The organism is Sphingobium sp., assembly GCF_032153725.1.
In the GTDB taxonomy this organism is placed as follows: domain Bacteria; phylum Pseudomonadota; class Alphaproteobacteria; order Sphingomonadales; family Sphingomonadaceae; genus Sphingobium.
On the sequence record NZ_JALDYQ010000069.1, the window covers coordinates 1 to 26467 of the forward strand.

The window sequence follows — 26467 nt, forward strand, 5'->3', positions numbered from 1 at the left end:
TCTGCCAAAAAACCGAACAAACTTTATGTGGCGAACTTTAGATTCAGGTGACTAGAGCATCATGCGCTAAATTGGGAACCGGTTTTGCGCTTGAAACGATGCGATAACAAAGAACTGGAGCACACGGCCTGCGTCTGATTTAACGCAGCGTGCTCCAGCGTGATTTCGAGCCAGATGGAAACGCCAGTTCGGCGAAGTCAGGGGAGGGTTTTACCAGGCCGTCTGCCGCGGCGGGATAAGGGCAAGCATCGCATCATAAATGGGCGGCTCGATCCGCTTCAGGAATTCGACGCCCGCCCGGCCATCCTCGATCCATCGCACTTCGGCCACAAGGTTCTTCACGACCGGCAGCCAGATGGTCACGCGCTCACCGATCGTCACTTCCGCCTCGGTCCGGCACATCAGTCCCAAGGCGGAGATATTGATGATCCGCACTCCATGCGACCGTCCGCGCGCCGTGACATGGCTCACCATATCGACCAGATCGCGCTTCACCCGCCGCTGATTGGCCAAAGGATCGCGCGACTGGTTCAGATGGGCAAGGCTTGCGAACGTCGAAGGCATGCCAACAGACTAGGGTAAGGAAGTTAGAACCTTCCTTACCTCATCTGGTTAATGCACCGTATACCCTCTTTGATTTCAGGCAGTTACCAGCCCATGCCTCTTCGCGCCGAAGCTGAGCCTGTCGCCGGCCTTCAACTGCAGAGCCGGATCGCTGACGACCTCGCCATTCACGCGAATGGCGCCTTCCGCCAGTTTCCGCCGCACTTCCTTGTTGGAGGCAGCAAAGCCCAGAGCCGTCGTCCCCTGCACCACATTCAGTCCTTCGGCCCCAAGGCTCACCGTCGGCAGATTGGCATCCGAAGCGCCTTCCTCAAAGGTCCGCCGTGCCGTTTCCGCCGCCAGAGCAGCCGCCCCGGCCCCGCGACAAAGCGCGGTGGCCTCATTGGCGAGGATCTTCTTCGCCTCGTTGATCTCCGCGCCCTGAAGCGCGGCCAGCCGTTCCACCTCATCCATCGGCAGGTCGGTGAACAGCCGCAGCCGGTTCGCGACATCGGCGTCGGCGGTGTTCCGCCAGAACTGCCAATAATCGTAATTGGAAAGCTGGTCCTCGTTGAGCCACACCGCGCCACCCACGGTCTTGCCCATCTTGGTGCCGTCCGCATTGGTCAGCAGCGGCGTGGTCAGCCCGAACACCTGTGTCCCGTCCACGCGCCGGGCCAGTTCGACGCCATTGACGATATTCCCCCACTGATCCGATCCGCCCATCTGCAACCGGCAGGCCGACCGCCGCGACAGTTCCAGAAAGTCATAGGCCTGAAGGATCATATAGTTGAATTCAAGGAAGGAAAGCGACTGCTCCCGATCCAGCCGCAGCTTCACCGAATCAAAGCTCAACATGCGGTTCACGGAGAAATGCTGCCCGATATCCCGCAGGAACGGGATATATTCCAGCTTGTCGAGCCACTCCGCATTATCCAGCATGATCGCATCGGTCGGCCCGTCCCCAAAGGTCAGGAACCGCTCGAACACCCGCTTGATGCTCGCGACATTCTCCGCGATCAGGTCGGTCGTCAGCAACTTGCGGGCCTCGTCCTTGAAGCTCGGATCGCCGATTTTGCCCGTGCCGCCGCCCATCAGCACGATCGGCTTGTGCCCGGCCTTCTGCAACTGGCGCAGCATCATGATCGACACCAGATGCCCGACATGCAGCGAGGGCGCCGTCGGGTCGAAACCGATATAGCCCGGCACGATCTGCCTGGCGGCCATGGCGTCCAGCCCCTCCGCATCGGTCAGCTGATGAATGTAACCGCGCGTTTCGAGCAGGCGGAGCAGATCGGAGGAATAGCTGGTCATGATGCCGCGCCCTGTAGCACCGCATCATCGGCCCGGAAACCCTCCACAACCGGGAACCTTCGCCATCGGAAAAACCCCACCCGGTTTCGGGCCGAGCTTGTCGAAGCCCTGCACTTCTTTAAAAAGGAACTTCCCGAACGGAGGAAATGGTGTGTCGTCAAAAATGCTGGCAATAGGCCTGATGTCGGGCACCTCGCGCGATGGCATAGACGCCGCGCTGATCGAAACCGATGGGGAAGGCGCCGGCAAGGGGCTGGCCTTCCACGCCATGCCCTATGCTGACGGCTTCCGCCTGCGCCTGGCCGAGGCCTGCGGGCGCGCCATGACGATGGAAAAGCCCGGCTTCGAACCTCTGATCCACGCGGTGGAGGAGGAACTGACCGAACTGCATGTAGAGGCGGTTTCCGACCTTCTCGCCCGCAGCGGCCATGTCACCGAAGACATCGCCGTCATCGGCTTCCATGGCCATACCGTCGCCCACCGGCCCGAACGGCGCTGGACCTGGCAGATCGGCGACGGCGCCGCGCTTGCCGGCGCGTTCGGCATCCCGGTGGTGGCGGACCTGCGCAGCGCGGACGTTGGCGCGGGCGGGCAGGGGGCTCCATTGCTGCCGGTCTATCACCGCGCCCTCGCGCACGACCTGCCCAAGCCCGTCGCGATTTTGAACCTTGGCGGCGTCGCCAACATCACCGCCATCGCCTCCGATGGAGAGATCGTCGCCTTCGACACCGGCATGGCGAGCGGCCTCATCGACAACTGGATGCAGACCCACAGCGACCGCAGCTTCGACGAAAGCGGCGCCACGGCCGCCAGTGGGGAGGTCGACCACAGCCGCCTCGCGCGCATGCTGTCCGACCCCTGGTTCGCCGCCATCCCTCCGAAAAGCATCGATCGCGAAGCCTTCACCATCGAACCCTTGCGGGGCCTGTCGCTGGAGGATGGAGCCGCGACCCTTACCGCCTTCTCCGCCGCAGCCGTCGCAAAGGGCCTCGATCACCTCGCGGAGCGTCCGGGCCGCATCTATGCCGCTGGCGGCGGCCGCCACAACGTCACGCTCATGCGGATGCTGGCGACCTTCACCGGTGCCGAAGTCCGCCCGGTCGATGAACTGGGCTGGGACGGCGATGCGCTGGAAGCCCAGGGGTTCGCCTATATGGCCGTCCGCCATCTGAAGGGCCTGCCGATCAGCTTTCCCGGCACCACCGGCGCGCCGCAACCCATGACCGGTGGCGTTTTCTTCGACCCTGCCTAAGGTGTCCGCTCCAAGGGAGCGATGTCTTTAAGACCAACTGCATCTCCACAGTCGATCAAGCCCTTTTGATCGCCCATTTTGCACATATCATCTAATAATCGCATGCGATGAATCCCGGTACGGCAACATCATGTCCTTCTATCTCACCGGGAAATATGATGAATTTTCGATGATGAAGCTTCCTGAACGGATGTTCATCCTGATTATTTCCCCACTAATTCTTTCGGTCGATTCCGCCGGGGAAAGAAAACAGCAACATAGGGCCGGGCCTTCGGACAGTCGGAAGTGCCCCGGGGTGTCACATCATAGGAGAGTCGCAGTGACCAGATTTATCCTTCCCCTCATCGGCCTTGCCGTTCTGGCCGCCGCCACCGGCGCGCAGGCGCAGGACAGCGGCGTCAAGGGGACCCTTCAGGACAGCAATGTAAAGGGAACCCTTCAGGATGCCAATGTAAAGGGCACGTTGCAGGACGCCAATGTCAAGGGCACGCTGCAGGATACGCAGAGTGCAGCCACGGCGGCGCAGGATGCCCGCACCGCCTCGACGGAAGCCCGTTCCAGCAGCACGGAAGCCCGCAGCGCCGCCACCGAAGCGCGTAGCAGCGCCACTGAAGCGCGCTCTTCGGCCGCTGAAGGCCGCAGCGCCGCGCAGGACGCTCGCGCCAATGCCAGCACCGCCCGCGAAACGGCGACGTCCGCCCGGGAAACCGCCCGTTCCGCCCGCGGCAGCTGATTACAGTCAAAGCATGAAAAGCAAGGGGCGGGCCTGCCAAGGGCTCGCCCCGCTTGGCATAAGGAGAGGGAAATCCATGAAGGGGACCATCGCGCTGGCCGCCGGCGCTGCCATGGCCATGGGCGCACCGCCCGCTCTGGCGCAGATCGCGGCGCAAAGCGGCCCGCAGACCGCCCAGGCCGAAGAACCATCCACAGGCTTATCCACAACTTCATCCACAGGAAGCAGCCTGACCGCCATCACCGGCATTGATTATAGCAGCGGCGATTACGGCACCGGCTCCGACACCCATATTTTCGTCGTGCCGATGAGCCTGCGTTACCGCACCGGCCAGCTCCGCTTCACTGCGACGCTGCCCTGGCTGCGCATCAACGGCTCGTCCGCGATCGTCGGCGGCGGATCGGGCGGCGTCATCATCGATCCGGACGCGCCACGCACCACCCGCAGCGGTCTGGGCGACCTGACCCTGGGCGTCGGCTACCAGATTCCGGAAGAACAGTTCGGCTTCGGCCTCGACCTTTCCGCCCGCGTCAAGCTTCCCACCGCCTCGCGTTCCAGGGCGCTGGGCACCGGCAAGACCGACGTCACGGTCGCGGCGGAGATTTCCAAAAGCTTCGGCGCCATCACCCCCTTCGCCAATCTGGGCTACCGCATGCCGGGCGATCCGTCGGGCTTCAACCTGCATAATGGCTGGACCGCATCGGGCGGCGCCAGCATGATGCTGGGCAAATCGGCCCTGATCGCCTCCTACGACTATCGCGAAGCAACCAGCGACCTGGCCCGCGACAGCCGGGAACTGTTCGGCGCCTTCAGCACGCCGGTGGTGAAAAAGCTGACCTTCACCCTCTACGGCACCGCCGGCCTCAGCAAAGGCGCCGCGGATTACGGCGTCGGATCGATGATCAGCCTGAAACTATGAAAACCCGCCCCGATTTCCCTATCCTACGATTTCGCTGTCCTACAACGATCCGGACAAGCTAGGACCACCTCGGCTCTTTGAACGACAGTGACCCAATAGGAAACGGCGCAAAACCGCCGTTTCCTTAATAATCATCGTGTCACCTGTGTCACCCGGATCCTGTTATCACCGCTTGCGGGTCAGTTCCCGCATTGCCTCGTCAATCCCCTCGATGGTCAGCGGATACATGCGCCCGTTCATGATCTCGCGGATGATCTTCGTCGACTGGCTATAGCCCCAATGCGCCTCCTGCGCGGGGTTCAGCCACACCGCCGCCGGATAGGTATGCAGCACCCGGCTCAGCCACGCCGCGCCCGCTTCCTCGTTCATATGTTCGACGGACCCGCCGGGATGGCTGATCTCATAGGGGCTCATCGCCGCGTCGCCGACGAAGATCACCTTATAATCATGCCCATATTTGTGAAGTATGTCCCATGTCGGGGTGCGTTCGGAAAAGCGCCGCCTGTTATCCTTCCACACGCCCTCATACAGGCAGTTATGGAAGTAGAAGAATTCCATGTTCTTGAACTCGCTGGTCGCCGCCGAAAACAGCTCCTCGCACAGCGTGATGAACGGGTCCATCGATCCGCCCACATCCAGGAACAGCAGCAGCTTCACTGCGTTATGCCGCTCCGGCCGCATGCGAATGTCCAGCCAGCCCTGCCGCGCCGTCCCCCGGATGGTCGCGTCCAGATCCAGCTCGTCCGCGGCGCCCTCCCGCGCGAAACGCCGCAGCCGCCGCAGCGCCACCTTGATATTGCGGGTGCCCAGTTCCTTCGTGCTGTCCAGATTGGCGAACTCCCGCTTCTCCCAGACCTTGATCGCCCGCTTGTGCCTGCTTTCACCACCGATCCGCACACCCTCCGGATTATAGCCGCCATGACCGAAAGGAGAGGTGCCGCCCGTGCCGATCCACTTGTTGCCGCCTTGGTGACGGCCTTTCTGCTCCTCCAGCCGTTTCTTCAGCGTCTCCATGATCTCGTCCCAGCTGCCCAGCGACTTGATCTTCTCCATATCCTCGGGGCTCAGGAATTTTTCCGCCACCAGCCTTAACCATTCTTCGGGGATTTCCGCTTCGACGCCCCCGGTCCCCAGCACGCCCCTGAACACGCGGGCAAAGACCTGGTCGAACCGGTCCAGCAGCCCTTCATCCTTCACATAGGTGGCGCGGGCGAGATAATAGAAGTCCTCCGGAGACTGCCCGATCACATCGCGATCAAGTGCTTCCAGCAGCAGCAGATGCTCCTTGATGCTGGCGGGAATGCCGGCAGCGCGGAGCGCGTCGAGAAAATTGAGCATCATGGCGCGGCTCTTGTCTGCCAGCTTGGCGGACGATGCAAGGGGCCCGCGCATTGTCGGAATGTTAAGTGTTGCAATGCATCGTTAATAAGGCAGTATCCATGTTGAGCGAAACAGGCGGGGCATCATTGGAAAACGGGCATTTGTTGACCGATCTGGGGGAATGTTCGGGCGATATTGCGCTGCAATGCAGCGAAACCGCAGGCTTTCTCAGTGAACTCACCCACCGTATCCAGAGCGATTCAGCGCGCTTGGGCGAATTGCAGTCGAACATGGAAGCGCTGGCCGTCAGCCAGAATGAAAGCGTCCTCGCGGCGCAGGAATTGAGCCTCACCGCCCGCCGCGCCGGCAGGATCATTGCCGAAGGGCATGATGCGATTACCCTGTCGCTGGGACAGATCACGGAACTGATCGAAAATGTCACCGGGCTGGAAGGTCATTTGCGCCGGTTCCTGGACGTGATCGAGGCGGTGGATGGCATTTCGGAGCAGCTTGGCGCCATTGCCCGCCAGACCCGCCTGCTGGGCGTCAATGCCGCGATCGAAGCAGCGCGCGGTGGCGAAGCGACGCAGGGTTTTGCCGTCGTCGCGGACGAAATCCGGCGTCTTGCCGGACAGGCCGGCGAATCCGCCGCCTCCGTGGGTCACAGGCTGGGGCAGCTCGATCGTGATGCCCGCCAGCTGATCGGTGGCGTGGAGGCCAATATCAGCAGGGGACGCGATGTCGGTGCCCATATCGATACGCTGCGCGTCAGCATGGCCGAGATCGCTTCGATGGTGACTCAGTTTGGCGACCGATCGGACACGATCGTCACCTGCACCGATGAAGCCGATGGCGATGTCGCCGCGTTGCGGCAGGGGCTGGCGCGGTTCAGCCAGTCATCCACCGAAAGCGCCGCGCGGGTGGAAATGGCCCGCGGGCAGCTCGAACGGTTGGAAGGCATGGCGAACGACATGCTGAACAGCGCAGCCCATGGCGGCCATGTGACCCGCAACAGCCGCTATATCGCCTTTGCCGAAGACGGCGCCCAGGAAGTCATGGCGCTGGTCGAAGGCGCGCTGGAACAGCGGCAGATCGACATGGAACAAGTGTTCGACACGGCCTATCGGCCGCTTCCGGGATCAAACCCGGCGCAATATGAAAATGGCTTCAACGCCTTTGCCGACCAACATGTCCGGCCTCTGCTTGATCGGCGGACGGCACAGGACGCCGCGATCGTCGGTTGCTGTCTGATCGACATGAATGGCTATCTGCCCACCCATATCAGCGCGCGCAGCCAGCCGCAGCGCCCGGATCAGCCACGCTGGAACATGGAAAACGCCCGCAACCGTCAGATTTTCATGGACAGTCAAACCCGCCGCGCGCTGGACGGGGAAGGGGATTTCTTCCTTTTCTCCTACCGCCAGGATATGGGCGAGGGGCGTTACCGGGCTTTGCGCAGCGTGTTCGTGCCCATCATCATCCGCGGGCGGCGCTGGGGACTGTATGAGGTCGGTTATCTGATCTGACGGTCAGCGGCCTGGTCCGTTCCCGCTGCGCAGCGTCACCTCGCCATTGGCCGCGAAGGCTGCCACTGTGCCCGCCTGCGCGGTCTGGGGGTCCTTCCCATCCAATATTTCCGCGATCTGGCGCGGGCTCGGCACCCTGTCGTAGACGCCATAAATATCGGTCTGGCCTACAGAATGGATGGAAAGCTGATATCCTTGGCCCTTTGCCGCCGGATCGAAGGCGAGCACCGTGCCTGCGTCGTCCACCGGCACGATGATCGCGCCGTCCTTCACCCCGGCCTGTTGCAGAATTTCATAGCTGCCATCCGCGCTATCCACTCGTCCCCGGATGCAGAGCGGCGCACGTCCTTCGCGGGGCATCGCGATGTCGATGGGCGCCGCAGCCGCTGGCCCGGTCATGCGCGCATCGGGACTGTCGGCAACGGGACATGCGGCGTAGGTGGCGGCCCTTGTCGCATGGATGTCCGTGGCCTTGTCAAAATGCAGGCCCGACAACATGCCGTCCAGGCCGGCCAAAACCTCCTTGCGCCGTTCCATCGGCCCCGTGACGCGCAGCTTCACCATCCACCGGCCTGCGTGGACAAAGGCCGCCGCCGTCGTCAGCGCGCCGTCCGCGGCATCGTCATAAACCGCCCGGATCGCGCCTTTGGCCCGGCCCGCGACAGGCTGGCCGGCATAAGCCGTGCGGCGTGTCTTGCCGCCGAAGCGGGCCATGATCGCCTTGTCGGTCATATAGGCGGCCAGCGACGCGTCGGCATAGCTTGGCATATAGATGTAAAGCGTCGCCTGGACGGCGCCATCGTCGGACAGATATTGGGCATAATTGTCGATGCCCTTGCCACCATTGGACACCTCTCCACTCTTGGAGAGAGACAGGCCCGCCACCGTTTGCGGCAAGGCGATCCCCGCGGCGTCGGCGCGCAGGGTGGTGGCAGTGGGCGTCCAGGCTTCCCGTTCCTCGTCCGTCCGCTCTGGCGGCCGCGCAAAGGCAGGCGCTGACAAGGCCAGCACCGCTGATAACAGGGACAACGCACGCTTGGGCATTGGCATCCTTCCCTAATTCATGACCGTCTTGCGCGGTTTTGAATGTCAGGAGGAAAGTTGAGCGGAAATGCAGGCGTCAGGCAAGAGCGCTTTTTAGGCGACCGGTGGAATTTGCGCCGGATAATGGGGTAGTTCCGGGTCCCGATGCGCCCAATCGGGTGCCGCATCGGTCCAGATGATGGCCTGCGGGGCCATAAGGCCGGGTTCGTCCAGCGCGCCGGCGCGGATGAAGGTCAGATGCGGTCGCGATTCGGCGAGGCTGAAGAGCGGCGTCCCGCATTCAGGGCAAAAGCCCCGTCGCATCGCATTGCCGCTGTCCGCAAAGCTCTGGTGCCAGCGCACTTCACCCGTGGTCGTCACCCTGTCCGATGGGAAGCAGACATTCACCGTCCCCGAACCGCCGCCCAGATATTGGCAGAGCCGGCACCAGCACATGCGCGCCGTCATCGGTTCGGCATCGATGCTGATCCGCACCTGTCCGCATAGGCATCCGGCGTGATGGGGCATGGTTCAGCGCCCCTGCCGCCGCGCCATGAAGGCGAGGCGTTCGAACATCATGATATCCTGCTCGTTCTTCAGTAGCGCACCATGCAGCGGCGGGATCGCCTTGGTCGGATCACGATCCTGCAACACGTCCAGCGGCATTTCTTCAGCCAGGATCAGTTTCAGCCAGTCGAGCAGTTCGCTCGTGGAGGGCTTTTTCTTGAGGCCCGGCACATCCCGGATTTCGTAGAAAATCTCCAGCGCGCGGTTGACCAGTATCTTCTGGATGCCCGGGAAATGCACATCGACGATCGCCTGCATCGTCTCCCGGTCGGGGAATTTGATATAGTGGAAGAAGCAGCGGCGCAGGAAAGCGTCGGGCAGTTCCTTCTCGTTATTGGAGGTGATGACGACCACCGGCCGCTCCTTGGCCGCAACCGTCTCCCCCGTCTCATACACATGGAAGGCCATGCGATCGAGTTCCTGCAACAGGTCGTTGGGAAATTCGATATCGGCCTTGTCGATCTCGTCGATCAGCAGCACCGGCAGGGTGGGGGAGGTGAACGCCTCCCACAGCTTGCCCTTGCGGATGTAATTGCCGATGTCATGGACGCGCGGATCACCGAGTTGGCCATCGCGCAGGCGAGCCACGGCGTCATATTCATAGAGGCCCTGATGCGCCTTGGTCGTCGATTTGACGTTCCACTCGATCAGCGGGGCGCTAAGCGCCTTGGCGATTTCCTGTGCCAGCACGGTCTTGCCCGTGCCCGGCTCGCCCTTCACCAACAAGGGGCGACGAAGCAGCACCGCAGCGTTGACGGCCACCTTCAGATCATCGGTGGCGACATAATCCTCTGTGCCCTCAAACCGCATATTTTGCTTCACTCTTCCTGCCTGCACTGGCCCAACTATGGCAAAGCAGGGGAGGAGCGCAAAGCCTTTATCAGCTCTTGCTGGCGCGGACCCGGGCGCGAGCCTGAAGAACGTCCCAAAGTCCGCGATGCTGATTGAGCAATTGTCGGCCCCCGAACAATATGGCGCGGTCGATCGCGTCATCGCCGCCGATCGCCTGCGCGACCTCCAGTGTGGCCGCGCGATCCGGCAGATCGCAGGCATGGGGTTCCAGCCCGGCGCGGATCGCGGCGATATCCAGCACATGGCGCACCGCGCGCCAATCGAGCACCAGCGCCACTGCCGCGCCCATGGCGCAGCCGCGCCTGTCCGACTGAGCCAGCATGTCGAGCGCATGGCGTTGCTGGCTGACGACCGTTTCGCAATCGCTCTGTCCCGCAGTGCTGGGGGCGGGGCCGACTGCAACCGTCACCTGCGTCAGATAAGCCCGCTCACGAGCAAAGGCGTCCGCTGCCTGGATCAGCCATCCACGCGCGGCATTATCGGCCGATCGGGTGGCCGCATGGTCGATCACCCCCGGATGCCGGCCATGGAGCAGGCAGAGATAATAGGCTGCATCGGCCAGATCGGGCAGGGACAGCGTTGCATGTGGTCCAAAGCTTGCCCGCGCGCCGCCGGGATAACCATGGCCAGCGGTGCCGTCGGCGGCCACGACGGCCTCCAATATCTGCGATATATCGCCAAATTGATAGCGCGGTGCTGCTTCGCTCATCATCTTCCCCTGCGCCCCGGTGCTGGCGAGGCCTCATTGAATCGACCCTAGAGAGTCGAGGTAAAAGAGGAGTTTACGCCAATGAAAAAGGGCGGCCCGAAAGCCGCCCCTTTGGATCATTTTACCGTGCCCTAGCCTCGGCCTGCCGAGGCCCTCCTTCCGAAGCGCGCCCTATTGGTCGAGGAAGCTGCGCATCTTGCGGCTGCGGCTGGGGTGCTTGAGCTTGCGCAGCGCCTTTGCTTCGATCTGACGGATGCGCTCGCGGGTCACGCTGAACTGCTGGCCTACTTCCTCCAGCGTGTGATCAGTGTTCATGCCGATGCCGAAACGCATGCGCAGCACACGCTCCTCACGCGGAGTCAGCGATGCCAGAACACGGGTGACGGTTTCCTTGAGGTTCGCCTGAATGGCGGCATCCACCGGGATGATCGCATTCTTGTCCTCGATGAAATCCCCGAGATGCGAATCCTCCTCGTCACCGATCGGCGTTTCGAGGCTGATCGGCTCCTTGGCGATCTTCATCACCTTGCGCACCTTCTCCAGCGGCATGGACAGGCGCTCGGCCATCTCCTCCGGGGTGGGCTCGCGGCCCTGCTCGTGCAGGAACTGGCGGCTGGTGCGGACCAGCTTGTTGATCGTCTCGATCATATGGACCGGAATACGGATGGTCCGCGCCTGATCCGCGATCGAGCGGGTGATCGCCTGCCTGATCCACCAGGTCGCATAGGTGCTGAACTTGTAGCCGCGCCGATATTCGAACTTGTCGACTGCCTTCATCAGGCCGATATTACCTTCCTGAATAAGATCAAGGAATTGCAGGCCACGGTTCGTATATTTCTTAGCGATGGAAATCACCAGGCGCAGGTTCGCCTCGACCATTTCCTTCTTCGCAATGCGCGCCTCACGCTCGCCTTTCTGCACCATGTTGACGATGCGGCGGAATTCGGAGAGTGACATGCCGGTCGCCTGAGCGATTTCGCTGATCTCGGTGCGGATACGCTCTACCGCACGCCCTTCGGCTGCGGCAAAGGCGGCCCATTTCTTGTCCAGCCCCGACACCCTGTCCATCCAGCCGTCATCCAGCTCATGGTTCACATAGCGGTCGAGGAAATCCTTGCGGCTGACCTTGTGACGCTCTGCCAGGCGCAGCATCTGTCCGCCCAGCGCGGTCAGCCGCCGGTTATAGGCATAGAGCTGATCGACCAGATATTCGATCTTCTGCTGGTGGAACTGGACGCTTTCGACCTCGGCGGTCAGTTGCTCGCGCAGCTCCTGATATTCGTCCTCATCCTTCTGGCTCAGCGTCTCGCCGATCGCCATGGCAATCATGCGCGATTCCTGCGCGGAGGAGAAAGTGCGGAAAATCTCGGTGATGGTCGCGAATTTCTCCAGCGCCATGGGTTTAAGCGTCTCTTCCATCTGGGCGAGGGAGAGGGTGTTGTCCTCCTCTTCTTCCTCTTCCATCCGGCGGGTGCGGCGTTCGGTCAGGCCGTCTTCATCTTCATCGGAATCAGCGGGTTCTTCCTCCGGCTCTTCCTCTTCCTTGAAGCTGGGACCAGCGGTCTTCTCGCTGATTTCGCCATCATCGTCCTCGGCGCCTTCCTCCAGATTTTCCGGAGCGGGGTCCTTGGACAGCATCGCGTCAAGGTCGAGAATCTCGCGCAGCTGCATCTCGCCATTGTTGAGCGCGGTCGACCATTCGATGATGGCGTTGAACGTCGTCGGGCTTTCGCACAGTCCCAGGATCATCGTGTCGCGGCCGGCCTCGATCCGCTTGGCGATGGCGATTTCGCCCTCACGGCTGAGCAGCTCCACCGCACCCATTTCGCGCAGATACATGCGCACCGGGTCGTCGGTGCGATCGACGGTTTCTTTCTTCTTTTCCGTGACAGGACGCGGCGAGCCGTCATCCTCCGCGCCCTCGTCCGAGCTGTCGTCGTCACTATCGTCGCGCTGATCCTCGCCGTCCTCGCCGGCTTCCTCATTTTCGACGATGTTCACGCCCATTTCGTTGAGCGCGGACATGATGTCCTCGATCTGCTCGGAGGACATCTGGTCCTGCGGCAGCGCGTCGTTCAGCTCGTCATAGGTGATGTAGCCGCGCTTCTTGGCGCGCGCGATCAGCTTCTTGACCGACGCTTCGTTCAGATCCAGCAGCGGTGCATCGCCCGTATCCTGATCCTCGCCCGCACCCTTGCTGTTCGCCTTGCTCGCCATTTATTCGCCTTAACTTCGTCGACCCGAAAAGATCGATCTGAATCACACAATATCTTCGGACTGCGCCAGTTCCGCCAGGCGGCGATCATGATCCAGCTTCAACTGCCGAACCCTTTGCTGTTCCGCAAAGGTTTCTTCGTTGAGATCATCTCTCGCTCGCCGGGTAGCCTCAGCCAACGCGGCCTCCAGCTCCGGTCCTTGCGCCATCACCCGAATGGCCTCGTCCAGATCGCGTTGCACGCGATCCGAGTCGGTCTTGCTTCTGTTGGGGGTGAATGTGAACGTGTCGGCCCGGAGCATCCCCTTTGCCATATTATACACTTCACCTTGCCTCAATATGGTAAGGAGGCCATCGGTTTCAACTGTTTCTTTGCTGAACGACGCCGCGATCATCACGTTCAGCAATTCGGCCAGCGCGGCATCTCCGATTCGCAGGCCCGAAAGCATTTCGCGATGCAGAGCGATTTGCTCCGGATGCCGGAGCAGACTGGCGAGGACGGCCCTCAAAAGCCGTTGTTCCATTCCGCTCGCGCCAATGGCCCGCGCCTCGTTTCCAGCGGGCGGGATAGGGGGCTTCCAATTGCCCTTCTTATCCCGCTGCCAGCCGGATCGCGCGCCGCCGCCACGCTGTTGCCGGGGGGCAAAAGCCGCCCGGGCAAAGAACAGGGCATCGTAACGCTCGCGGAAAGCATGGACATAATGTGCCCGCACGTCAGAATGGACAATGGCATCGGTGATCGCCGAAAGCCGTTGCTTGAGCGCGGCTCGCTGTTCCGGCGTGTCGAGGGGGGCAGCAGCCTGCTCAAATTTCCACAGTCGTTCGACCAGGGGTTCGGCCGTGCTCAACACCGCTTCCATCGCTGCGGGGCCATCGGCGCGGATCAGATCGTCTGGGTCCTGCCCGCCGGGCAGGGTGGCAAATGCCAGGCTCATGCCCGGCCGTAGTAGGGGCAGGGCACGCGTCGCTGCCCGGATCGCCGCCTTCTGTCCCGCCGAATCGCCGTCGAAGCAGAGGATCGGCACATCGGCCATCTTCCACAGCCGCTCGATCTGATGCTCGGTCAGCGCGGTCCCCAGCGGCGCCACCGCTTCGCCAAAGCCGGCCTGCGCTAGCGCGATCACGTCCATATAGCCTTCGACGACGATGATGCGCCCCGCATGACGGCTGGCCGGCGACGCCCGGTCGATATTGTAGAGTGTCCGCCCCTTGTCGAAGAGCGGCGTATCGGGCGAGTTCAGATATTTCGGCTCGCCGGTGCCAAGAATGCGCCCGCCAAAGGCAATGACGCGACCTCTGATGTCCCGGATCGGCAGCATCAACCGGCCCCGGAATCGGTCATAGCTATCGCGTTTTCTGGTTTTGCCGCCGTCCGGCTCGGCGCCATCGGGGTCGATCAGCAATCCTGCCTCAATCAGCAAAGGCTCCCCAAAATCCTTGAGCGCTGTTTTGAGCCGTCCGCGACCATCAGGAGAAAAACCGAAGCCAAAGGTTTTGGCGGTCGCCGCGCTCATCCCGCGCTTCTGGAGATAGGCGCGTGCTTCCGCGCCCTCGATCCCGCCAAGCTGCTCCTCGAAAAAGCCCTGCGCGGCCGCCATTACATCGTGCAAGCCCTGGGCCTGCTCCGCCCGTTTCGCCGCACGGGGATCGGGCGCAGGGACGTCCATCCCCGCTGCCTGCGCCAGTTCCTTCACGGCCTCCATGAAGGGCAGGCCGCGCTGATCGGTCATCCAGCGGATCGCATCACCATGGGCCCCGCAGCCGAAGCAGTGGTAGAAACCCTTTTCGTCGTTGATGGTGAAGCTGGGCGTCTTCTCATTATGAAAGGGGCAGCAGGCCTTATATTCGCGTCCGGCCTTCTGGACCTTCACCGTCCGGCCGATCAGCGTCGACAGCGAAGTCCTTGCCCGCAACTCATCCAGAAAGGCCGGAGAAAGACTCATATGCCTTGCCTAAAGTGCGCCTCTCGCAAGCGAAAGGGGCTTGGTGCGGCCGCTGTCAGTTCAAGGCAGCCTTTACGAGGCCGCTGGCCTTGCCCATGTCGATCACCGAGCCATGGCGCTCCTTCAGCACGGCCATGACCTTTCCCATATCCTTGACGCTGGCCGCGCCGACTTCCGCCTTTATCCCCTCGATCACGGCTTTCGTCTCATCCTCGCTCAGCTGTTGCGGCAGGAAGCTGTCGATCACGTCCAGTTCAACCTGTTCCTTCGCGGCCAGCTCATCGCGCCCGCCATTCCTGAACATCTCGATGGATTCGCGGCGCTGCTTCACCATTTTCTGAAGCACCTCGACCACGACCGTATCGTCATCCGGCACGCTGGAAGCCGTGCGCAGTTCGATATCGCGATCCTTGAGCTTCGCCAGGATCAGCCGCACGGCGGCGAGGCGATCCTTTTCCCCGGCTTTCATGGCTTCAATCTGGGCGCTCTTGAGCTGCTCGCGAATCATGCGAATGAATCCTGTTTGTTGGGAAAGGATCAGATATAACGCCAAAAGAGATTTTTAACAGGAGTTGACCGCGCGGCCTCACGAGCATAGGTGACCGGCCGTTTAACCCGCAGCAGACGGGTTCCCGCAAAAGCATAAAGGACGACACGACCATGGCTGACGCCAAGACCCTCATTGTGCCCAAAGGAGCGACAGGGGTCGTGGTTTTCGCCGATGGCTCGGCGGTGTTCGGCCGCGGTTTCGGCGCGACCGGTGATGCGGTGGGCGAACTCTGCTTCAACACGGCGATGACCGGCTATCAGGAAGTGATGACCGACCCCAGCTATGCGGGCCAGATCGTCACCTTCACTTTTCCGCATATCGGCAATGTCGGCACCAACCTTGATGACGTAGAGGCGGACCTGCCCCACGCTCTGGGCTGCGTCGTGCGGCAGGACGTCACCGAGCCGAGCAATTTCCGCAATGTCGAACCTTTCGACCAGTGGATGAAGGCAAAGGGTCGCATCGGCCTGGCCGGCGTCGACACCCGCGCGCTGACCCGCATGATCCGGTTGAAGGGCGCACCCAATGTCGTGATCGCCCATGATCCCGAAGGCCAGTTCGACCTCGCAGCCCTTGCCGCGAAGGCTGCGTCGTGGCCGGGCCTTGAAGGCATGGACCTCGCCATCGAAGTGTCGGGCAAGGAAAACCGCCTCTGGAAAGACGGCGTGTGGAAGCTGGGCTTCGGCTACGGCCTGGATGAAGCCGCCGACGACCGCCCTCATGTCGTCGCGCTCGATTATGGCGCGAAGAACAACATCTTCCGCAACCTCGTAAAGGCAGGCGCCCGCGTCACCGTGCTGCCCGCCACCGCCACTTTCGAACAGGTGATGGAGCAGAATCCCGACGGCGTGTTCCTTTCCAACGGCCCCGGCGATCCGGCCGCGACCGGCGAATATGCCGTCCCCGTGATCCGCAAGGTGCTGGAAGCCGACAAGCCCGTCTTCGGCATCTGCCTCGGCCATCAGATGCTGGCGCTTGCCGCCGGTGCCAAGACCGTCAAGATGCATCAAGGCCATCGCGGCGCCAACCACCCGGTCAAGCGGCTGGAGGATGGGCTGGTCGAGATCACCTCGATGAACCACGGCTTCGCGGTGGACAGCGACACGCTGCCCGCCAATGTGAAGGCCACCCATGTGTCGCTGTTCGACGGCAGCAATTGCGGCATTGAACTGACCGACAAGCAGGCCTTCTCGGTCCAGTATCACCCCGAAGCCTCGCCCGGCCCGCAGGACAGCTTCTATCTGTTCCAGCGCTTCGTTGAGGGGCTTAAATGAGCCTCAACCTGCCCCCGGTTGACGAAGCCCGCCTCGCCGCAGAGTGGGAGGCGGACAAGGAAGTCCTCGCCAACCTCGCCGCCAATGGCGACGTGGCGCGTCTGGCGCGCCCGGTCGACGTCAGCTTCAGGGGCAGCGAAAAGGATTTCGAGCGCCTCCTGACCATCGCCAGCCAGTTCGGCTTCGTCGAGCTGGACCGCGAGGAGGATGAGGATGGCGACCTGTTCCTCTTCCTCGAATGCGAGCAGCCGGTCGATGAACAATCGATCCGCGCCCTGACGAAAAAATGCCTCCAGATCGAAATCCTCTGCGGCGTCGAATATGACGGCTGGGGCTGTGAGGCGCGGGGGGGCGTGCATTGATGGTCGAAGTGACCGACTACAAGGATAGTGAGTATTCGTGGATCGCTGATCCACGGGACCATATGCTTGGCGATTTCGATTATGGCGATCCCAACCCCATTGATCTCGAAAGGATGATCTCTTCTGATTTCTGTTGGATGGACCCAGGATTAGAGCAGCTACTGATAAGCGAAATGATTTCCTACGGATGGTTAGTAGAAAATCCAGACTCTAGCGTTGGTTTGACAGACGAAGGGCGATCATTCGTCAAAGCTAGATTAGAGAAAAAGATCAACTGGAGCGACTATTGCGTAAGGCCGGACGCTCCGCCTCTACCGGCGATGAGTTCTCGCTTGAAAATCGCTTATCGCGCTTCCGTGCGACGTTATCCCGACAACCGCTCGTGGCAGCGGGTTAAGGAAGAAATTTTAGATGCCTAAAAGAACCGACATCTCCTCCATCCTCATCATCGGCGCTGGCCCGATCATCATCGGTCAGGCTTGCGAGTTCGACTATTCGGGCACGCAGGCGGTGAAGGCGCTCAAGGAAGAGGGCTATCGCATCATTCTGGTGAATTCCAACCCGGCCACCATCATGACCGACCCGGAATTTGCCGACGCGACCTATGTTGAGCCGATCACGCCTGAAATCGTGGCGAAGATCATCGAAAAGGAACGCCCCGACGCCGTCCTCCCGACCATGGGTGGCCAGACTGCGCTCAACACCGCGCTGGCGCTGTTCAACGACGGCACGCTGGAGAAGTTCGGCGTCAAGATGATCGGTGCGGACGCGCAAGCGATCGACAAGGCCGAGGATCGTCTGAAGTTCCGCGACGCGATGGACAAGATCGGCCTTGAATCCGCCCGCTCGCGCATCGCGCACACGATGCAAGAGGCACTGGAAGCGCTCGAATTCACGGGCCTTCCCTCGATCATCCGTCCCAGCTTCACGCTTGGCGGCACCGGCGGCGGCGTTGCCTATAACAGGGAAGAGTTCAAGCGGATCGTCATGGAGGGCCTCGACGCCTCGCCCACCACCGAAGTCCTGATCGAGGAATCGCTGCTCGGCTGGAAAGAATATGAGATGGAGGTTGTGCGGGATCGCAACGACAATGCCATCATCATCTGCTCGATCGAGAATGTCGATCCGATGGGCGTCCATACCGGCGACTCCATCACCGTCGCGCCCGCGCTGACGCTGACCGACAAGGAATATCAGATCATGCGCAACGCGAGCATCGCGGTGCTGCGTGAAATTGGTGTAGAAACAGGTGGTTCGAACGTGCAGTTCGCGGTCAATCCGAAGGATGGCCGCCTGATCGTCATCGAGATGAACCCCCGCGTCTCCCGCTCCTCGGCGCTGGCGTCGAAGGCGACGGGCTTCCCGATCGCCAAGGTCGCGGCGAAGCTCGCCGTCGGCTACACGCTGGACGAGATCGAGAATGACATTACCGGCGCGACCCCGGCGTCGTTCGAACCGACCATCGACTATGTCGTGACCAAGATCCCTCGCTTCGCCTTCGAGAAGTTCAAGGGCAGTGAACCGCTGCTCGGCACCGCGATGAAGTCGGTGGGCGAGGTGATGGCCATCGGCCGCAACATCCATGAATCGATGCAGAAGGCGCTGCGGGGTCTGGAAACCGGCCTCAGCGGCTTCAACAATGTCGAGCATCTGGAGGGCGCGCCCAAGGACGACATCGTCGCCGCGCTGGCCCAGCCGACTCCGGATCGCCTGCTGGTCGCCGCCCAGGCTCTGCGCGAAGGCCTCACCGTCGCGGAAATCCATAACATCGCCAAGTTCGACCCGTGGTTCCTGGAACGGATCAAGGAAATCATCGACGCGGAAGGCGAAATCCTCAGCAACGGCCTGCCGCAGGATGCGGACGGCATGCGTCGCCTGAAGTCCATGGGCTTCTCTGACAAGCGCCTTGCTTATCTGGCGCTCAAGTCCGCCAATCTGCCCGGGATGGAGCGGGGCATTGCGCGTGGGTCTGGCCTGATCCACGACGCGGTCAAGGCGATGACCGGCGGCGTCACCGAGGACGAGGTTCGCAGCCTCCGCCACAAGCTGGGCGTCCGTCCGGTCTTCAAGCGCATCGATACCTGCGCCGCGGAGTTCGAGGCGAAGACGCCCTATATGTACTCGACCTACGAAGCCCCGATCTTCGGGGAGGCGGAGAATGAGGCGCAGCCCAGCTCGGCGAAGAAGGTCGTCATCCTCGGCGGCGGTCCCAACCGCATCGGGCAGGGCATCGAGTTCGACTATTGCTGCGTCCACGCCTGTTTCGCGCTCAGCGAAGCCGGCTATGAGACGATCATGGTCAACTGCAACCCGGAAACCGTGTCGACCGACTATGACACGTCCGACCGCCTCTATTTCGAGCCGCTAACCGCCGAGGATGTCCTCGAAATCCTGAATGTCGAAATGTCGAACGGCATGCTGGCGGGCGTTATCGTCCAGTTCGGCGGCCAGACGCCACTCAAGCTGGCGCAGGCGCTGGAGGATGCGGGCATCCCGATCCTGGGCACTTCGCCCGACGCCATCGATCTTGCCGAAGACCGGGAGCGTTTCGCCGCCCTCATCGACAAGCTCAAGCTCAAGCAACCCGCCAACGGCATCGCCCGCAGCCGTGAGGAGGCGATCGCCGTCGCCAACCGCATCGGCTATCCGGTCCTCATGCGTCCGTCCTACGTCCTTGGCGGCCGCGCCATGGAGATCGTCGACGGTCAGGCGCAGCTGGAGGAATATATCGCGACCGCCGTTCAGGTGTCGGGCGACTCCCCGGTGCTGATCGACCAGTATTTGCGCGACGCGATCGAGGTGGACGTCGATGCGCTCTGCGACGGCGACGATGTGGTCGTGGCAGGCGTGCTCCAGCATATCGAAGAGGCGGGCGTCCATTCGGGGGATTCCGCCTGCTCACTGCCGCCCTACAGCCTGTCGGATGACATCATCGCGGAAATCGAGCGTCAGGCCGATGTCCTCGCCCGCGCGCTGTCGGTGCGCGGCCTGATGAACATCCAGTTCGCGGTCAAGGATGGTGTGGTCTATCTGATCGAGGTCAATCCGCGCGCCAGCCGTACCGTGCCCTTCGTCGCCAAGGCGATCGGCACGCCCATCGCCAAGATCGCATCCCGCGTGATGGCGGGAGAGAAGCTCAAGGACCTGCCGAAGATCGACCGCAACGCGATCTCGCACATCGCGGTCAAGGAAGCGGTCTTCCCCTTCGCGCGCTTCCCCGGCGTTGATCCGGTCCTCTCGCCGGAAATGAAGAGCACCGGCGAAGTCATGGGCATCGACAGCGATTTCGCGACCGCCTTCGCCAAGTCGCAGCTCGGCGGCGGCACGGTCCTGCCCAAGAGCGGCACGGTGTTCGTCTCGGTCAAGGACAGCGACAAGCCGGTGATCCTGCCTGCGGTGCAGAAGATGGCGGTGATGGACTTCACCATCATCGCGACCGGCGGCACCGCGCGCTATCTGGAGGAGCAGGGCATCGCTGTCCAGTCGGTGAACAAGGTGGCGGAGGGCCGTCCGCATATTGTCGACAAGATCATCGATGGCGATGTCGACCTGATCTTCAACACGACCGAAGGTTGGCAGTCCCTGAAGGACAGTAAGGAGATCCGTACCAGCGCGCTGCGTGCGAAGGTTGCCAGCTTCACCACGGCGGCTGCTTCGGTTGCTGCGGCCGATGCGATCGAGGCTCTTCGGGGGCATGCCCTTGAAGTGCGGTCGCTCCAGTCCTATTATCCCGTGTCGCAAGCCTGATCCCCTGCATAAGGAAGCACGCTGCGGGTGGCCCCAAGGTCGGGGCCGCCAAAGGGAAGTTTTGACGAAGGATTTGCAATAATGGCGACCGTCGAGAAGATGCCGATGCTGCAAATGGGCTATGACAAGCTCAATGCGCAGCTCCGCGAACTGAAGGCCGAGCGGCCCTTGATCGTGGACGCCATCGAGGAAGCTCGTGCGCACGGCGATCTGTCCGAAAATGCCGAATATCATGCGGCCAAGGAACGTCAGGGCCAGGTCGAAGCCACGATCGCCGATCTGGAAGACAAGCTGTCCCGCGCCCAGATCATCGATCCGACCATGCTGTCGGGCGACAAGATCGTGTTCGGCGCGACCGTCACGCTGCTCGATGAAGACGACAAGCCGGTCAAATATCAGATCGTGGGTCAGGCTGAGGCAGACGCCAAGGTCGGCATGATCAGCTACAACAGCCCGCTCGGCCGTGCGCTGATCGGCCGTCAGATCGGTGAGGAGGTCGAAGTGTCGGTCCCTGCGGGCGACAAATTCTACCTTGTCGACAAGATCGATTTCATCTGACCCGAAGATGAAACTGCCTGCCGGGCGCATGACCAACGGAATTGCGGCGATCACCTTCGTCGCGTTTCTTTTGCTCACTCTGGCGGGGCAGGTCGATAATGCCGCGATCATGGCTGGTTTCATCCCAGCCCGGGTCGAGGATGGCTCACTGCTGGCTGGCATGGCGGCGGTGCCGGTGTGGCTGACGCCGATCAGTTGCACGCTGGTTCACGCCAACTGGCTACACATCGCCTTCAACCTGTTCATGTTCGTCTTTTGCGGACGGCAGGTGGAGCATGTGCTGGACAAGGGCGCGACGCTGATCCTTTACATCGCCGGAGCCTATGGCGCGACGGCGCTGCAATGGGCGATTGATCCGCACTCGACCAATCCGATGGTAGGGGCAAGCGGTGCGATCTCTGCGATCATTGCCACTTATGCGCTGCTCTACAGCCAGCAGAATGTTCGGCGCATAGGCCCGCTTTCGGCCAGTCTGGTCCGCGCGCTGTGGCTCGCGGCGAGCTGGATTGCGATCCAGCTGATGATCGGCGTTGCCACGGCTGGAGGATTTGGCGATCTCGGTCAGATCGCGATTGCCGCGCATATCGGCGGCTTTCTGGTGGGGCTGGCGCTGACGCGTCCGCTGCTCCGCTGGCGTTTTCGCAAGCGGCCCCAGCCCCTTTCCTGAGATTTATCCGGTCGGCAGTTCCGGTTCCAGCAGCCGATGCAGATGCACGATCACATAGCGCATCTCCGCGTCATCGACCGTGCGTTGCGCGGCTCCGCGCCAGGCATTTTCCGCCGTCGCATAGTCCGGGAAGACGCCCACCAGTTCGATGGAACTCAAATCTTCAAATTCGAGCGTCTGGGGATTTTTGACGCGACCACCCATCACAAGATGCAGCTTGCTCATGGTATCTTATGTTCTCCTGTTCGTGAACCGATACCCTAGCAGGCTGCCCGCACCCGTCCAAGGGGGGCGGGCGGCTAAGTTGGCATGCTTTTGACGATGAAGCGATTACGCTTTGGGCAACCGGGCTTTCAGCGCTTCGCTGACGGCGTCCACCCTGGCGGCGACCAAGGCCACCAGACTGTCCGCCAGGCGAGAGGTCTTGCCCGGCAGATCGGCGGAAACCACCGCTTCCCGCGCGGACACGGCAGCGTCCCTGGTGCCTTCGCTGGCGGCGTGAAGCACGTCGCCCGCGCTGGATTTCAGGCTTTCCGCCCCTTCCGCCGCAGCGGTCCTGGCGGTCAGGGCGGCCTCCAGCACTTTCGCTCCCGCGCTCGAAGCAAGGCCGGGCAGGGCCTGCATTGCCTTGCGGCTCTTGGGGAACATCCAGGCGATGACGGCCCCAGCGGCCACAGCGCCAGCGACGGCTGCAATCGGATGCTCCTGCACGATCTCATTGGCCCGCGCGGCAACGCGTTGGCCGCGGTCCCGCGCATCGGCATAGGCGGCGCTGGCCTTGTCGCGAGCGTCCGCGGCGCGATCGCGGCCGGTCTGGATCAGATCGCCGGCGCTGTCCAAGGCGCGATCGGTGGTGTCGCGAAACTTGCCCGACGCGGTTTCGGTGATGTCGTTCGCGGCCTCACGGGCGCGGGTGATTTGAGCGCGGATATCAGCCATCGTCAGTCTCCGAAGTCGTTTCTGTGCCGTTTCTCATCCGAACGTACATCCGTCGGAAAAGGGTCCCAAGGGGGCGCCGCATCACATAGAGCACCAACGCGCCCAGCGCTGCAGCCGTTGCGGCCGGCCGTTGCTGGACCTTCGCGGCGGCATAAGCCGCGCCGTCCAGCAGCGTTTCGGTGGCCTTGTCCCTGACATCCTGCCTGATGCGCGCCGGAGCAAGGCGCGCCTTGGCGGCGAGGGCGCTGGACATCAGCGCCGCCTTGCGCGCATCAACCCGTGCTGCCGCGTCGCGATAAGCGTCTTCCCGATTCATGACTTCGCAGCTTTCATCATCCGGCCGATCCGGCTCTTGGCGATCAGTAGCAGGATTGACGCGATCAGCAGCCCGCCGCCCACCACCGCGCCAGTCGCCCAGCCCGTGCCCAGATGAGGCGCCAGCGCGAAGATCATCCCGACAAGGCAGGCGATGACACTCGCAAAGACAAGCATGATCCCCACCATCCCGAAGATCAGTGCATCGCGCAGTCCCGCCCCGATGATACCTGCGCGCAGCTTCTGTCGTTCGACCTCCGCCTCCGCATAGGCGCGTCCGTCGGTGTAGAGGCGTGCGAAGACGTCCCGGACGGACTCGTCCTGCGCCTCTGTCTGCATCGGCTCTTGCGTCAAAACTTCCTCCGCCCCGGCGGTCGGGACCTTATCGTCCATCAATCAGGCAGGCCGTGCTCAGGCGTCGTCATCAGAACCCTTGGCAAGCCGCATCAGCACGAAACCGACCACTGCCGCCGCGCCTATGGCGACGGAGGGGCTCTTGCGCACGAAATCGCGCGCTTCGGTCATCAACTGATCGACATCCTTGCTGTCCAGGGTCTTGGCGGCGCCAGCGACCGATTCGGCGGCCTGACGGGCATAATCGCCATATTGCGGCCCCAGTTTGGCATCGACCGTCCCGGCCGTGTCGGAAATCAGCTTGGCCAGGCTCTGCATCGCCGATCCGGTCTTGTCCTTGGCGACGCCGGCAGCGGACTTGGCGGTCTTCGACGCCTGATCCTTCAGCGGATCGATATGGGCTTTCCAATCGACGGCGTTCAGCTTGTCGGCGGCTGATTTCGCGGCCTTCTCGGCCTGAGCCTTCAACGGCGCGATCTGCGCGGTCCAGCCATGCGAACTGGCGCCGTTGCCGGTCGTCTTTGCAACGGGCGCCTTGCGGGTGGCGGCGGTTTTTACCGGCGCTGCCTTCACGAGCTTGGCGGCAGGAGCGGCCTTTTTGGGTGTCTTGGCCGGGCTGGCTTTTCTGGCGCGCTTGACGGGTGGGGTATCCGGGGTGTCGGCCATCGTCCTATATCTCCCTTTTAGAGTGGTGGTATCGCGAAGCGGGCAGGCGGCTTTCTTCCAAATGCTTCGCGACGGCCCACAGTTCCGTTGCCGTTACTAATTTGAGCATCGGCATTTTTCGAGTCCTTGCAAGCCCTCGCATTGCCAAGCGGGAAGGTGGTGGCTAAGCGGGGCGCGAAAAGGCACCTAGAGCCAATCCCAAGGGAGCGATCCATGACCGCCATTCTCGATATTCATGCCCGTCAGATTCTGGACAGCCGCGGTAATCCCACCGTCGAAGTCGACGTGATGCTGGAGGATGGCAGCTTCGGGCGCGCCGCCGTGCCGTCCGGCGCGTCGACCGGCGCCTACGAGGCTGTTGAAAAGCGCGACGGCGATAAGAGCAAATATCTGGGCAAGGGCGTGCTGGCTGCCGTGGCCGCCGTGAACGACCAGATTGCCGAGCAGATCATCGGCCTGGATGCCGAGGATCAGGCCGAAGTCGACGCCGCGATGATCGGGCTCGACGGCACGGAGAATAAATCGAACCTGGGCGCCAATGCGATACTGGGTGTCAGCCTGGCCGTTGCGAAGGCCGCCGCCGACGCGCGCGGTCTGCCGCTCTATCGCTATGTCGGGGGCGTCAACGCCCACGTCCTGCCGGTGCCGATGATGAACATCATCAACGGCGGCGAGCATGCCGACAATCCGATCGATTTCCAGGAATTCATGATCATGCCGGTCGGCGCGGAAAACATTGCCGACGCCGTTCGCATCGGTTCGGAAATCTTCCATACGCTCAAGAAGGGCCTGCACGACAAGGGGCTGGCGACCTCGGTTGGTGATGAAGGCGGTTTCGCACCGAATATTGCCTCCACCCGGGATGCGCTCGACTTCATCATGCTCTCGGTCGAGAAGGCGGGCTACAGGCCGGGCGACGACGTCGTGCTGGCGCTGGATTGTGCGGCGACCGAGTTCTTCAGGAACGGCAAGTACGAGATTTCGGGCGAAGGCCTGTCGCTCAACCCGGTCGAAATGGCCGATTACCTTGCTGCCCTCTGCGCCGATTATCCGATCAAGTCGATTGAGGATGGCATGAGCGAAGATGATTTCGAAGGCTGGAAAGCGTTGACCGACAAGATCGGCGGCAAGGTCCAGTTGGTGGGCGACGACCTGTTCGTCACCAACCCGAAGCGTCTGGAAATGGGCATCGGCAAGGGTCTGGCCAACTCGCTGCTGGTGAAGGTGAATCAGATCGGTTCGCTGACCGAGACTCTGGCGGCGGTCGATATGGCGCACCGCGCCCGCTATACGGCGGTCATGTCGCACCGCTCGGGCGAAACGGAGGACGCGACCATTGCTGACTTGGCCGTGGCCACTAATTGCGGTCAGATCAAGACCGGTTCGCTTGCCCGTTCGGACCGGCTTGCCAAGTATAACCAGCTGATCCGTATCGAAGAAGAGTTGGGCGACGTCGCCGTTTTCGCGGGCCGTTCCATCTTCCGTTAAGACGATTTTCGACGGGCTGGCCACAGCGGCAATTTATTTTGCTTGCGGTCAGCCCGTCCCTGTGATTCAACTGATCCATGGCGCATATCGCTAAACTCCGCATGTTGCTTTTCTCGGCCTTTGGTCCGGCTATTGCGGTGCTTCTTCTTCTTTTCTTTGCCGGCTATGTAATCCTGGGGTCGAATGGGGTACTTGCCTGGGGTGATTACAAGCGACAACTGCACGGAGCGCAGGCCGAGTTGAAGCAGGTCCAGACGCAGCGGCAAGAGCTTAGGAACCGGGTGGATTTGCTCAATCCCCGGCGCGTCGATCCCGACCTTTCCGATGAGTTGATCCGGCGGGAGCTGGGGGTCGTTCACCATGACGAAGTGATCGTCCCGCTGAACTGATCCGACAGGACGACTGACTGATCGCTTTTGCTGTGTTTTGAGGACCTGTGTTGCGTTGCATTTAGGGGCGGTCTGCCGCTATATCGGCCTTCCTTCCATCCTCACCCACGCAAAAGGATAAAAGCCTTGGCGAAACCAACGACGCCGCGTCCTTCCCGTGCAAAGGCGGCGAGCCCTGCGCGTGCCTCTTCCCGTTTAAAGGCTCCGATTTCTGCTGGTGCGGACCATAACCGTGCTCGGCC

27 protein-coding genes are annotated in these 26467 nt (G+C 62.1%); 12 read left to right on the forward strand and 15 right to left on the reverse strand.

Annotated features, from left to right (window positions below; translation table 11 throughout):
- Nucleotides 1-210 precede the first annotated feature (210 nt).
- Together RUH75_RS18650 and tyrS are read right to left on the reverse strand one after the other, a co-directional pair.
- Nucleotides 211-564, reverse strand: coding sequence for a PilZ domain-containing protein (locus RUH75_RS18650; RefSeq protein WP_313808668.1), 354 nt, complete (start codon nt 562-564; stop codon nt 211-213).
- A 75-nt stretch (nt 565-639) separates the two neighbouring features.
- On the reverse strand, nt 640-1857 hold the full coding sequence (gene tyrS / locus RUH75_RS18655; RefSeq protein WP_313808669.1) for a tyrosine--tRNA ligase: 1218 nt from the start codon (nt 1855-1857) through the stop codon (nt 640-642).
- Nucleotides 1858-2020: 163 nt separating this feature from the next.
- On the opposite strand from tyrS, the gene RUH75_RS18660 reads away from it, so the two are divergent.
- The 3 genes from RUH75_RS18660 (at nt 2021) to RUH75_RS18670 (ending at nt 4761) form a co-directional block, all read left to right on the forward strand.
- The gene (locus RUH75_RS18660; RefSeq protein ID WP_313808670.1) at nt 2021-3109 is read left to right on the forward strand and encodes an anhydro-N-acetylmuramic acid kinase; all 1089 of its coding nucleotides are present in this window, start codon (nt 2021-2023) and stop codon (nt 3107-3109) included.
- Between the two features lie 319 nt (nt 3110-3428).
- Nucleotides 3429-3842, forward strand: a complete 414-nt coding sequence (locus RUH75_RS18665) for a hypothetical protein (protein ID WP_313808671.1) — start codon at nt 3429-3431, stop codon at nt 3840-3842.
- Between the two features lie 76 nt (nt 3843-3918).
- A complete protein-coding gene (locus tag RUH75_RS18670) occupies nt 3919-4761 on the forward strand; it encodes a transporter (protein WP_313808672.1) in 843 nt (280 codons plus the stop codon).
- A 165-nt stretch (nt 4762-4926) separates the two neighbouring features.
- On the opposite strand, the gene RUH75_RS18675 is transcribed toward RUH75_RS18670, so the two are convergent.
- A complete protein-coding gene (locus RUH75_RS18675) occupies nt 4927-6102 on the reverse strand; it encodes a VWA domain-containing protein (RefSeq protein ID WP_313808694.1) in 1176 nt (391 codons plus the stop codon).
- 98 nt (nt 6103-6200) lie between these two features.
- On the opposite strand from RUH75_RS18675, the gene RUH75_RS18680 reads away from it, so the two are divergent.
- Entirely contained in the window at nt 6201-7607 is a 1407-nt protein-coding gene (locus RUH75_RS18680; RefSeq protein WP_313808673.1) for a methyl-accepting chemotaxis protein, read from the forward strand.
- A 3-nt stretch (nt 7608-7610) separates the two neighbouring features.
- On the opposite strand, the gene RUH75_RS18685 is transcribed toward RUH75_RS18680, so the two are convergent.
- From RUH75_RS18685 to RUH75_RS18715, 7 genes are all read right to left on the reverse strand, one after another.
- A complete protein-coding gene (locus tag RUH75_RS18685; RefSeq protein ID WP_313808674.1) occupies nt 7611-8651 on the reverse strand; it encodes a hypothetical protein in 1041 nt (346 codons plus the stop codon).
- A gap of 93 nt (nt 8652-8744) precedes the next feature.
- A complete protein-coding gene (locus tag RUH75_RS18690) occupies nt 8745-9158 on the reverse strand; it encodes a GFA family protein (RefSeq protein WP_313808675.1) in 414 nt (137 codons plus the stop codon).
- A gap of 3 nt (nt 9159-9161) precedes the next feature.
- Entirely contained in the window at nt 9162-10007 is an 846-nt protein-coding gene (locus tag RUH75_RS18695) for a MoxR family ATPase (RefSeq protein ID WP_313808676.1), read from the reverse strand.
- Between the two features lie 70 nt (nt 10008-10077).
- A complete protein-coding gene (locus RUH75_RS18700) occupies nt 10078-10758 on the reverse strand; it encodes a DUF6975 family protein (protein WP_313808677.1) in 681 nt (226 codons plus the stop codon).
- Between the two features lie 171 nt (nt 10759-10929).
- Nucleotides 10930-12975 carry an RNA polymerase sigma factor RpoD gene (gene rpoD / locus RUH75_RS18705; protein ID WP_313808678.1) on the reverse strand — a complete coding sequence of 682 codons (2046 nt, stop codon included), beginning with the start codon at nt 12973-12975 and terminating at the stop codon, nt 10930-10932.
- A 42-nt stretch (nt 12976-13017) separates the two neighbouring features.
- On the reverse strand, nt 13018-14916 hold the full coding sequence (dnaG, locus tag RUH75_RS18710; protein WP_313808679.1) for a DNA primase: 1899 nt from the start codon (nt 14914-14916) through the stop codon (nt 13018-13020).
- Nucleotides 14917-14971: 55 nt separating this feature from the next.
- On the reverse strand, nt 14972-15424 hold the full coding sequence (locus tag RUH75_RS18715) for a GatB/YqeY domain-containing protein (RefSeq protein ID WP_313808680.1): 453 nt from the start codon (nt 15422-15424) through the stop codon (nt 14972-14974).
- Nucleotides 15425-15576: 152 nt separating this feature from the next.
- Here RUH75_RS18715 and carA point away from each other — a divergent pair, with 152 nt between their 5' ends.
- The 6 genes from carA (at nt 15577) to RUH75_RS18745 (ending at nt 22074) form a co-directional block, all read left to right on the forward strand.
- Nucleotides 15577-16740, forward strand: a complete 1164-nt coding sequence (gene carA, locus RUH75_RS18720) for a glutamine-hydrolyzing carbamoyl-phosphate synthase small subunit (protein WP_313808681.1) — start codon at nt 15577-15579, stop codon at nt 16738-16740.
- Nucleotides 16737-17102: a ribonuclease E inhibitor RraB gene (locus tag RUH75_RS18725; protein ID WP_313808682.1), complete on the forward strand. Its 366-nt coding sequence runs from the start codon at nt 16737-16739 to the stop codon at nt 17100-17102. The genes carA and RUH75_RS18725 overlap by 4 nt, the downstream gene beginning before the upstream one ends.
- On the forward strand, nt 17102-17521 hold the full coding sequence (locus tag RUH75_RS18730) for a hypothetical protein (protein ID WP_313808683.1): 420 nt from the start codon (nt 17102-17104) through the stop codon (nt 17519-17521). Before RUH75_RS18725 ends, RUH75_RS18730 begins: the two co-directional genes overlap by 1 nt.
- Nucleotides 17514-20849, forward strand: a complete 3336-nt coding sequence (carB, locus tag RUH75_RS18735) for a carbamoyl-phosphate synthase large subunit (protein ID WP_313808684.1) — start codon at nt 17514-17516, stop codon at nt 20847-20849. Before RUH75_RS18730 ends, carB begins: the two co-directional genes overlap by 8 nt.
- Before the next feature lie 81 nt (nt 20850-20930).
- Complete coding sequence (gene greA / locus RUH75_RS18740) at nt 20931-21407, forward strand: transcription elongation factor GreA (RefSeq protein ID WP_313808685.1); 477 nt, start codon at nt 20931-20933, stop codon at nt 21405-21407.
- Nucleotides 21408-21414: 7 nt separating this feature from the next.
- Nucleotides 21415-22074: a rhomboid family intramembrane serine protease gene (locus RUH75_RS18745; RefSeq protein ID WP_313808686.1), complete on the forward strand. Its 660-nt coding sequence runs from the start codon at nt 21415-21417 to the stop codon at nt 22072-22074.
- A 3-nt stretch (nt 22075-22077) separates the two neighbouring features.
- Here RUH75_RS18745 and RUH75_RS18750 read toward each other — a convergent pair whose 3' ends face one another.
- From RUH75_RS18750 to RUH75_RS18770, 5 genes are all read right to left on the reverse strand, one after another.
- Complete coding sequence (locus RUH75_RS18750) at nt 22078-22299, reverse strand: DUF4170 domain-containing protein (RefSeq protein ID WP_313808687.1); 222 nt, start codon at nt 22297-22299, stop codon at nt 22078-22080.
- 105 nt (nt 22300-22404) lie between these two features.
- Complete coding sequence (locus tag RUH75_RS18755; protein WP_313808688.1) at nt 22405-23013, reverse strand: hypothetical protein; 609 nt, start codon at nt 23011-23013, stop codon at nt 22405-22407.
- Nucleotides 23006-23329 (reverse strand): hypothetical protein, encoded by a 324-nt coding sequence (locus RUH75_RS18760; protein WP_313808689.1) that lies wholly within the window; start codon nt 23327-23329, stop codon nt 23006-23008. Before RUH75_RS18760 ends, RUH75_RS18755 begins: the two co-directional genes overlap by 8 nt.
- Nucleotides 23326-23721, reverse strand: coding sequence for a phage holin family protein (locus RUH75_RS18765; RefSeq protein ID WP_313808690.1), 396 nt, complete (start codon nt 23719-23721; stop codon nt 23326-23328). Before RUH75_RS18765 ends, RUH75_RS18760 begins: the two co-directional genes overlap by 4 nt.
- Nucleotides 23722-23739: 18 nt before the next feature.
- A complete protein-coding gene (locus RUH75_RS18770; RefSeq protein WP_313808691.1) occupies nt 23740-24348 on the reverse strand; it encodes a hypothetical protein in 609 nt (202 codons plus the stop codon).
- A 213-nt stretch (nt 24349-24561) separates the two neighbouring features.
- Between RUH75_RS18770 and eno the strand changes: the two genes are divergently transcribed.
- Both eno and RUH75_RS18780 read left to right on the forward strand, forming a co-directional pair.
- Entirely contained in the window at nt 24562-25836 is a 1275-nt protein-coding gene (eno, locus tag RUH75_RS18775; RefSeq protein ID WP_313808692.1) for a phosphopyruvate hydratase, read from the forward strand.
- A 77-nt stretch (nt 25837-25913) separates the two neighbouring features.
- Nucleotides 25914-26225, forward strand: coding sequence for a septum formation initiator family protein (locus tag RUH75_RS18780; RefSeq protein WP_313808693.1), 312 nt, complete (start codon nt 25914-25916; stop codon nt 26223-26225).
- The last annotated feature ends 242 nt before the right edge of the window (nt 26226-26467 follow it).

Bases quoted from the DNA above. Each gene is read 5' to 3' on its own strand.
- RUH75_RS18650 (WP_313808668.1), bottom strand. From the start codon at position 564: ATGCCTTCGACGTTCGCAAGCCTTGCCCATCTGAACCAGTCGCGCGAT.
- tyrS (WP_313808669.1), bottom strand. From the start codon at position 1,857: ATGACCAGCTATTCCTCCGATCTGCTCCGCCTGCTCGAAACGCGCGGT.
- RUH75_RS18660 (WP_313808670.1), top strand. From the start codon at position 2,021: ATGCTGGCAATAGGCCTGATGTCGGGCACCTCGCGCGATGGCATAGAC.
- RUH75_RS18670 (WP_313808672.1), top strand. From the start codon at position 3,919: ATGAAGGGGACCATCGCGCTGGCCGCCGGCGCTGCCATGGCCATGGGC.
- RUH75_RS18675 (WP_313808694.1), bottom strand. From the start codon at position 6,102: ATGATGCTCAATTTTCTCGACGCGCTCCGCGCTGCCGGCATTCCCGCC.
- RUH75_RS18680 (WP_313808673.1), top strand. From the start codon at position 6,201: ATGTTGAGCGAAACAGGCGGGGCATCATTGGAAAACGGGCATTTGTTG.
- RUH75_RS18685 (WP_313808674.1), bottom strand. From the start codon at position 8,651: ATGCCCAAGCGTGCGTTGTCCCTGTTATCAGCGGTGCTGGCCTTGTCA.
- RUH75_RS18690 (WP_313808675.1), bottom strand. From the start codon at position 9,158: ATGCCCCATCACGCCGGATGCCTATGCGGACAGGTGCGGATCAGCATC.
- RUH75_RS18695 (WP_313808676.1), bottom strand. From the start codon at position 10,007: ATGCGGTTTGAGGGCACAGAGGATTATGTCGCCACCGATGATCTGAAG.
- RUH75_RS18700 (WP_313808677.1), bottom strand. From the start codon at position 10,758: ATGAGCGAAGCAGCACCGCGCTATCAATTTGGCGATATATCGCAGATA.
- rpoD (WP_313808678.1), bottom strand. From the start codon at position 12,975: ATGGCGAGCAAGGCGAACAGCAAGGGTGCGGGCGAGGATCAGGATACG.
- dnaG (WP_313808679.1), bottom strand. From the start codon at position 14,916: ATGAGTCTTTCTCCGGCCTTTCTGGATGAGTTGCGGGCAAGGACTTCG.
- RUH75_RS18715 (WP_313808680.1), bottom strand. From the start codon at position 15,424: ATGATTCGCGAGCAGCTCAAGAGCGCCCAGATTGAAGCCATGAAAGCC.
- carA (WP_313808681.1), top strand. From the start codon at position 15,577: ATGGCTGACGCCAAGACCCTCATTGTGCCCAAAGGAGCGACAGGGGTC.
- RUH75_RS18725 (WP_313808682.1), top strand. From the start codon at position 16,737: ATGAGCCTCAACCTGCCCCCGGTTGACGAAGCCCGCCTCGCCGCAGAG.
- RUH75_RS18730 (WP_313808683.1), top strand. From the start codon at position 17,102: ATGGTCGAAGTGACCGACTACAAGGATAGTGAGTATTCGTGGATCGCT.
- carB (WP_313808684.1), top strand. From the start codon at position 17,514: ATGCCTAAAAGAACCGACATCTCCTCCATCCTCATCATCGGCGCTGGC.
- greA (WP_313808685.1), top strand. From the start codon at position 20,931: ATGGCGACCGTCGAGAAGATGCCGATGCTGCAAATGGGCTATGACAAG.
- RUH75_RS18745 (WP_313808686.1), top strand. From the start codon at position 21,415: ATGAAACTGCCTGCCGGGCGCATGACCAACGGAATTGCGGCGATCACC.
- RUH75_RS18750 (WP_313808687.1), bottom strand. From the start codon at position 22,299: ATGAGCAAGCTGCATCTTGTGATGGGTGGTCGCGTCAAAAATCCCCAG.
- RUH75_RS18755 (WP_313808688.1), bottom strand. From the start codon at position 23,013: ATGGCTGATATCCGCGCTCAAATCACCCGCGCCCGTGAGGCCGCGAAC.
- RUH75_RS18760 (WP_313808689.1), bottom strand. From the start codon at position 23,329: ATGAATCGGGAAGACGCTTATCGCGACGCGGCAGCACGGGTTGATGCG.
- RUH75_RS18765 (WP_313808690.1), bottom strand. From the start codon at position 23,721: ATGGACGATAAGGTCCCGACCGCCGGGGCGGAGGAAGTTTTGACGCAA.
- RUH75_RS18770 (WP_313808691.1), bottom strand. From the start codon at position 24,348: ATGGCCGACACCCCGGATACCCCACCCGTCAAGCGCGCCAGAAAAGCC.
- eno (WP_313808692.1), top strand. From the start codon at position 24,562: ATGACCGCCATTCTCGATATTCATGCCCGTCAGATTCTGGACAGCCGC.
- RUH75_RS18780 (WP_313808693.1), top strand. From the start codon at position 25,914: ATGGCGCATATCGCTAAACTCCGCATGTTGCTTTTCTCGGCCTTTGGT.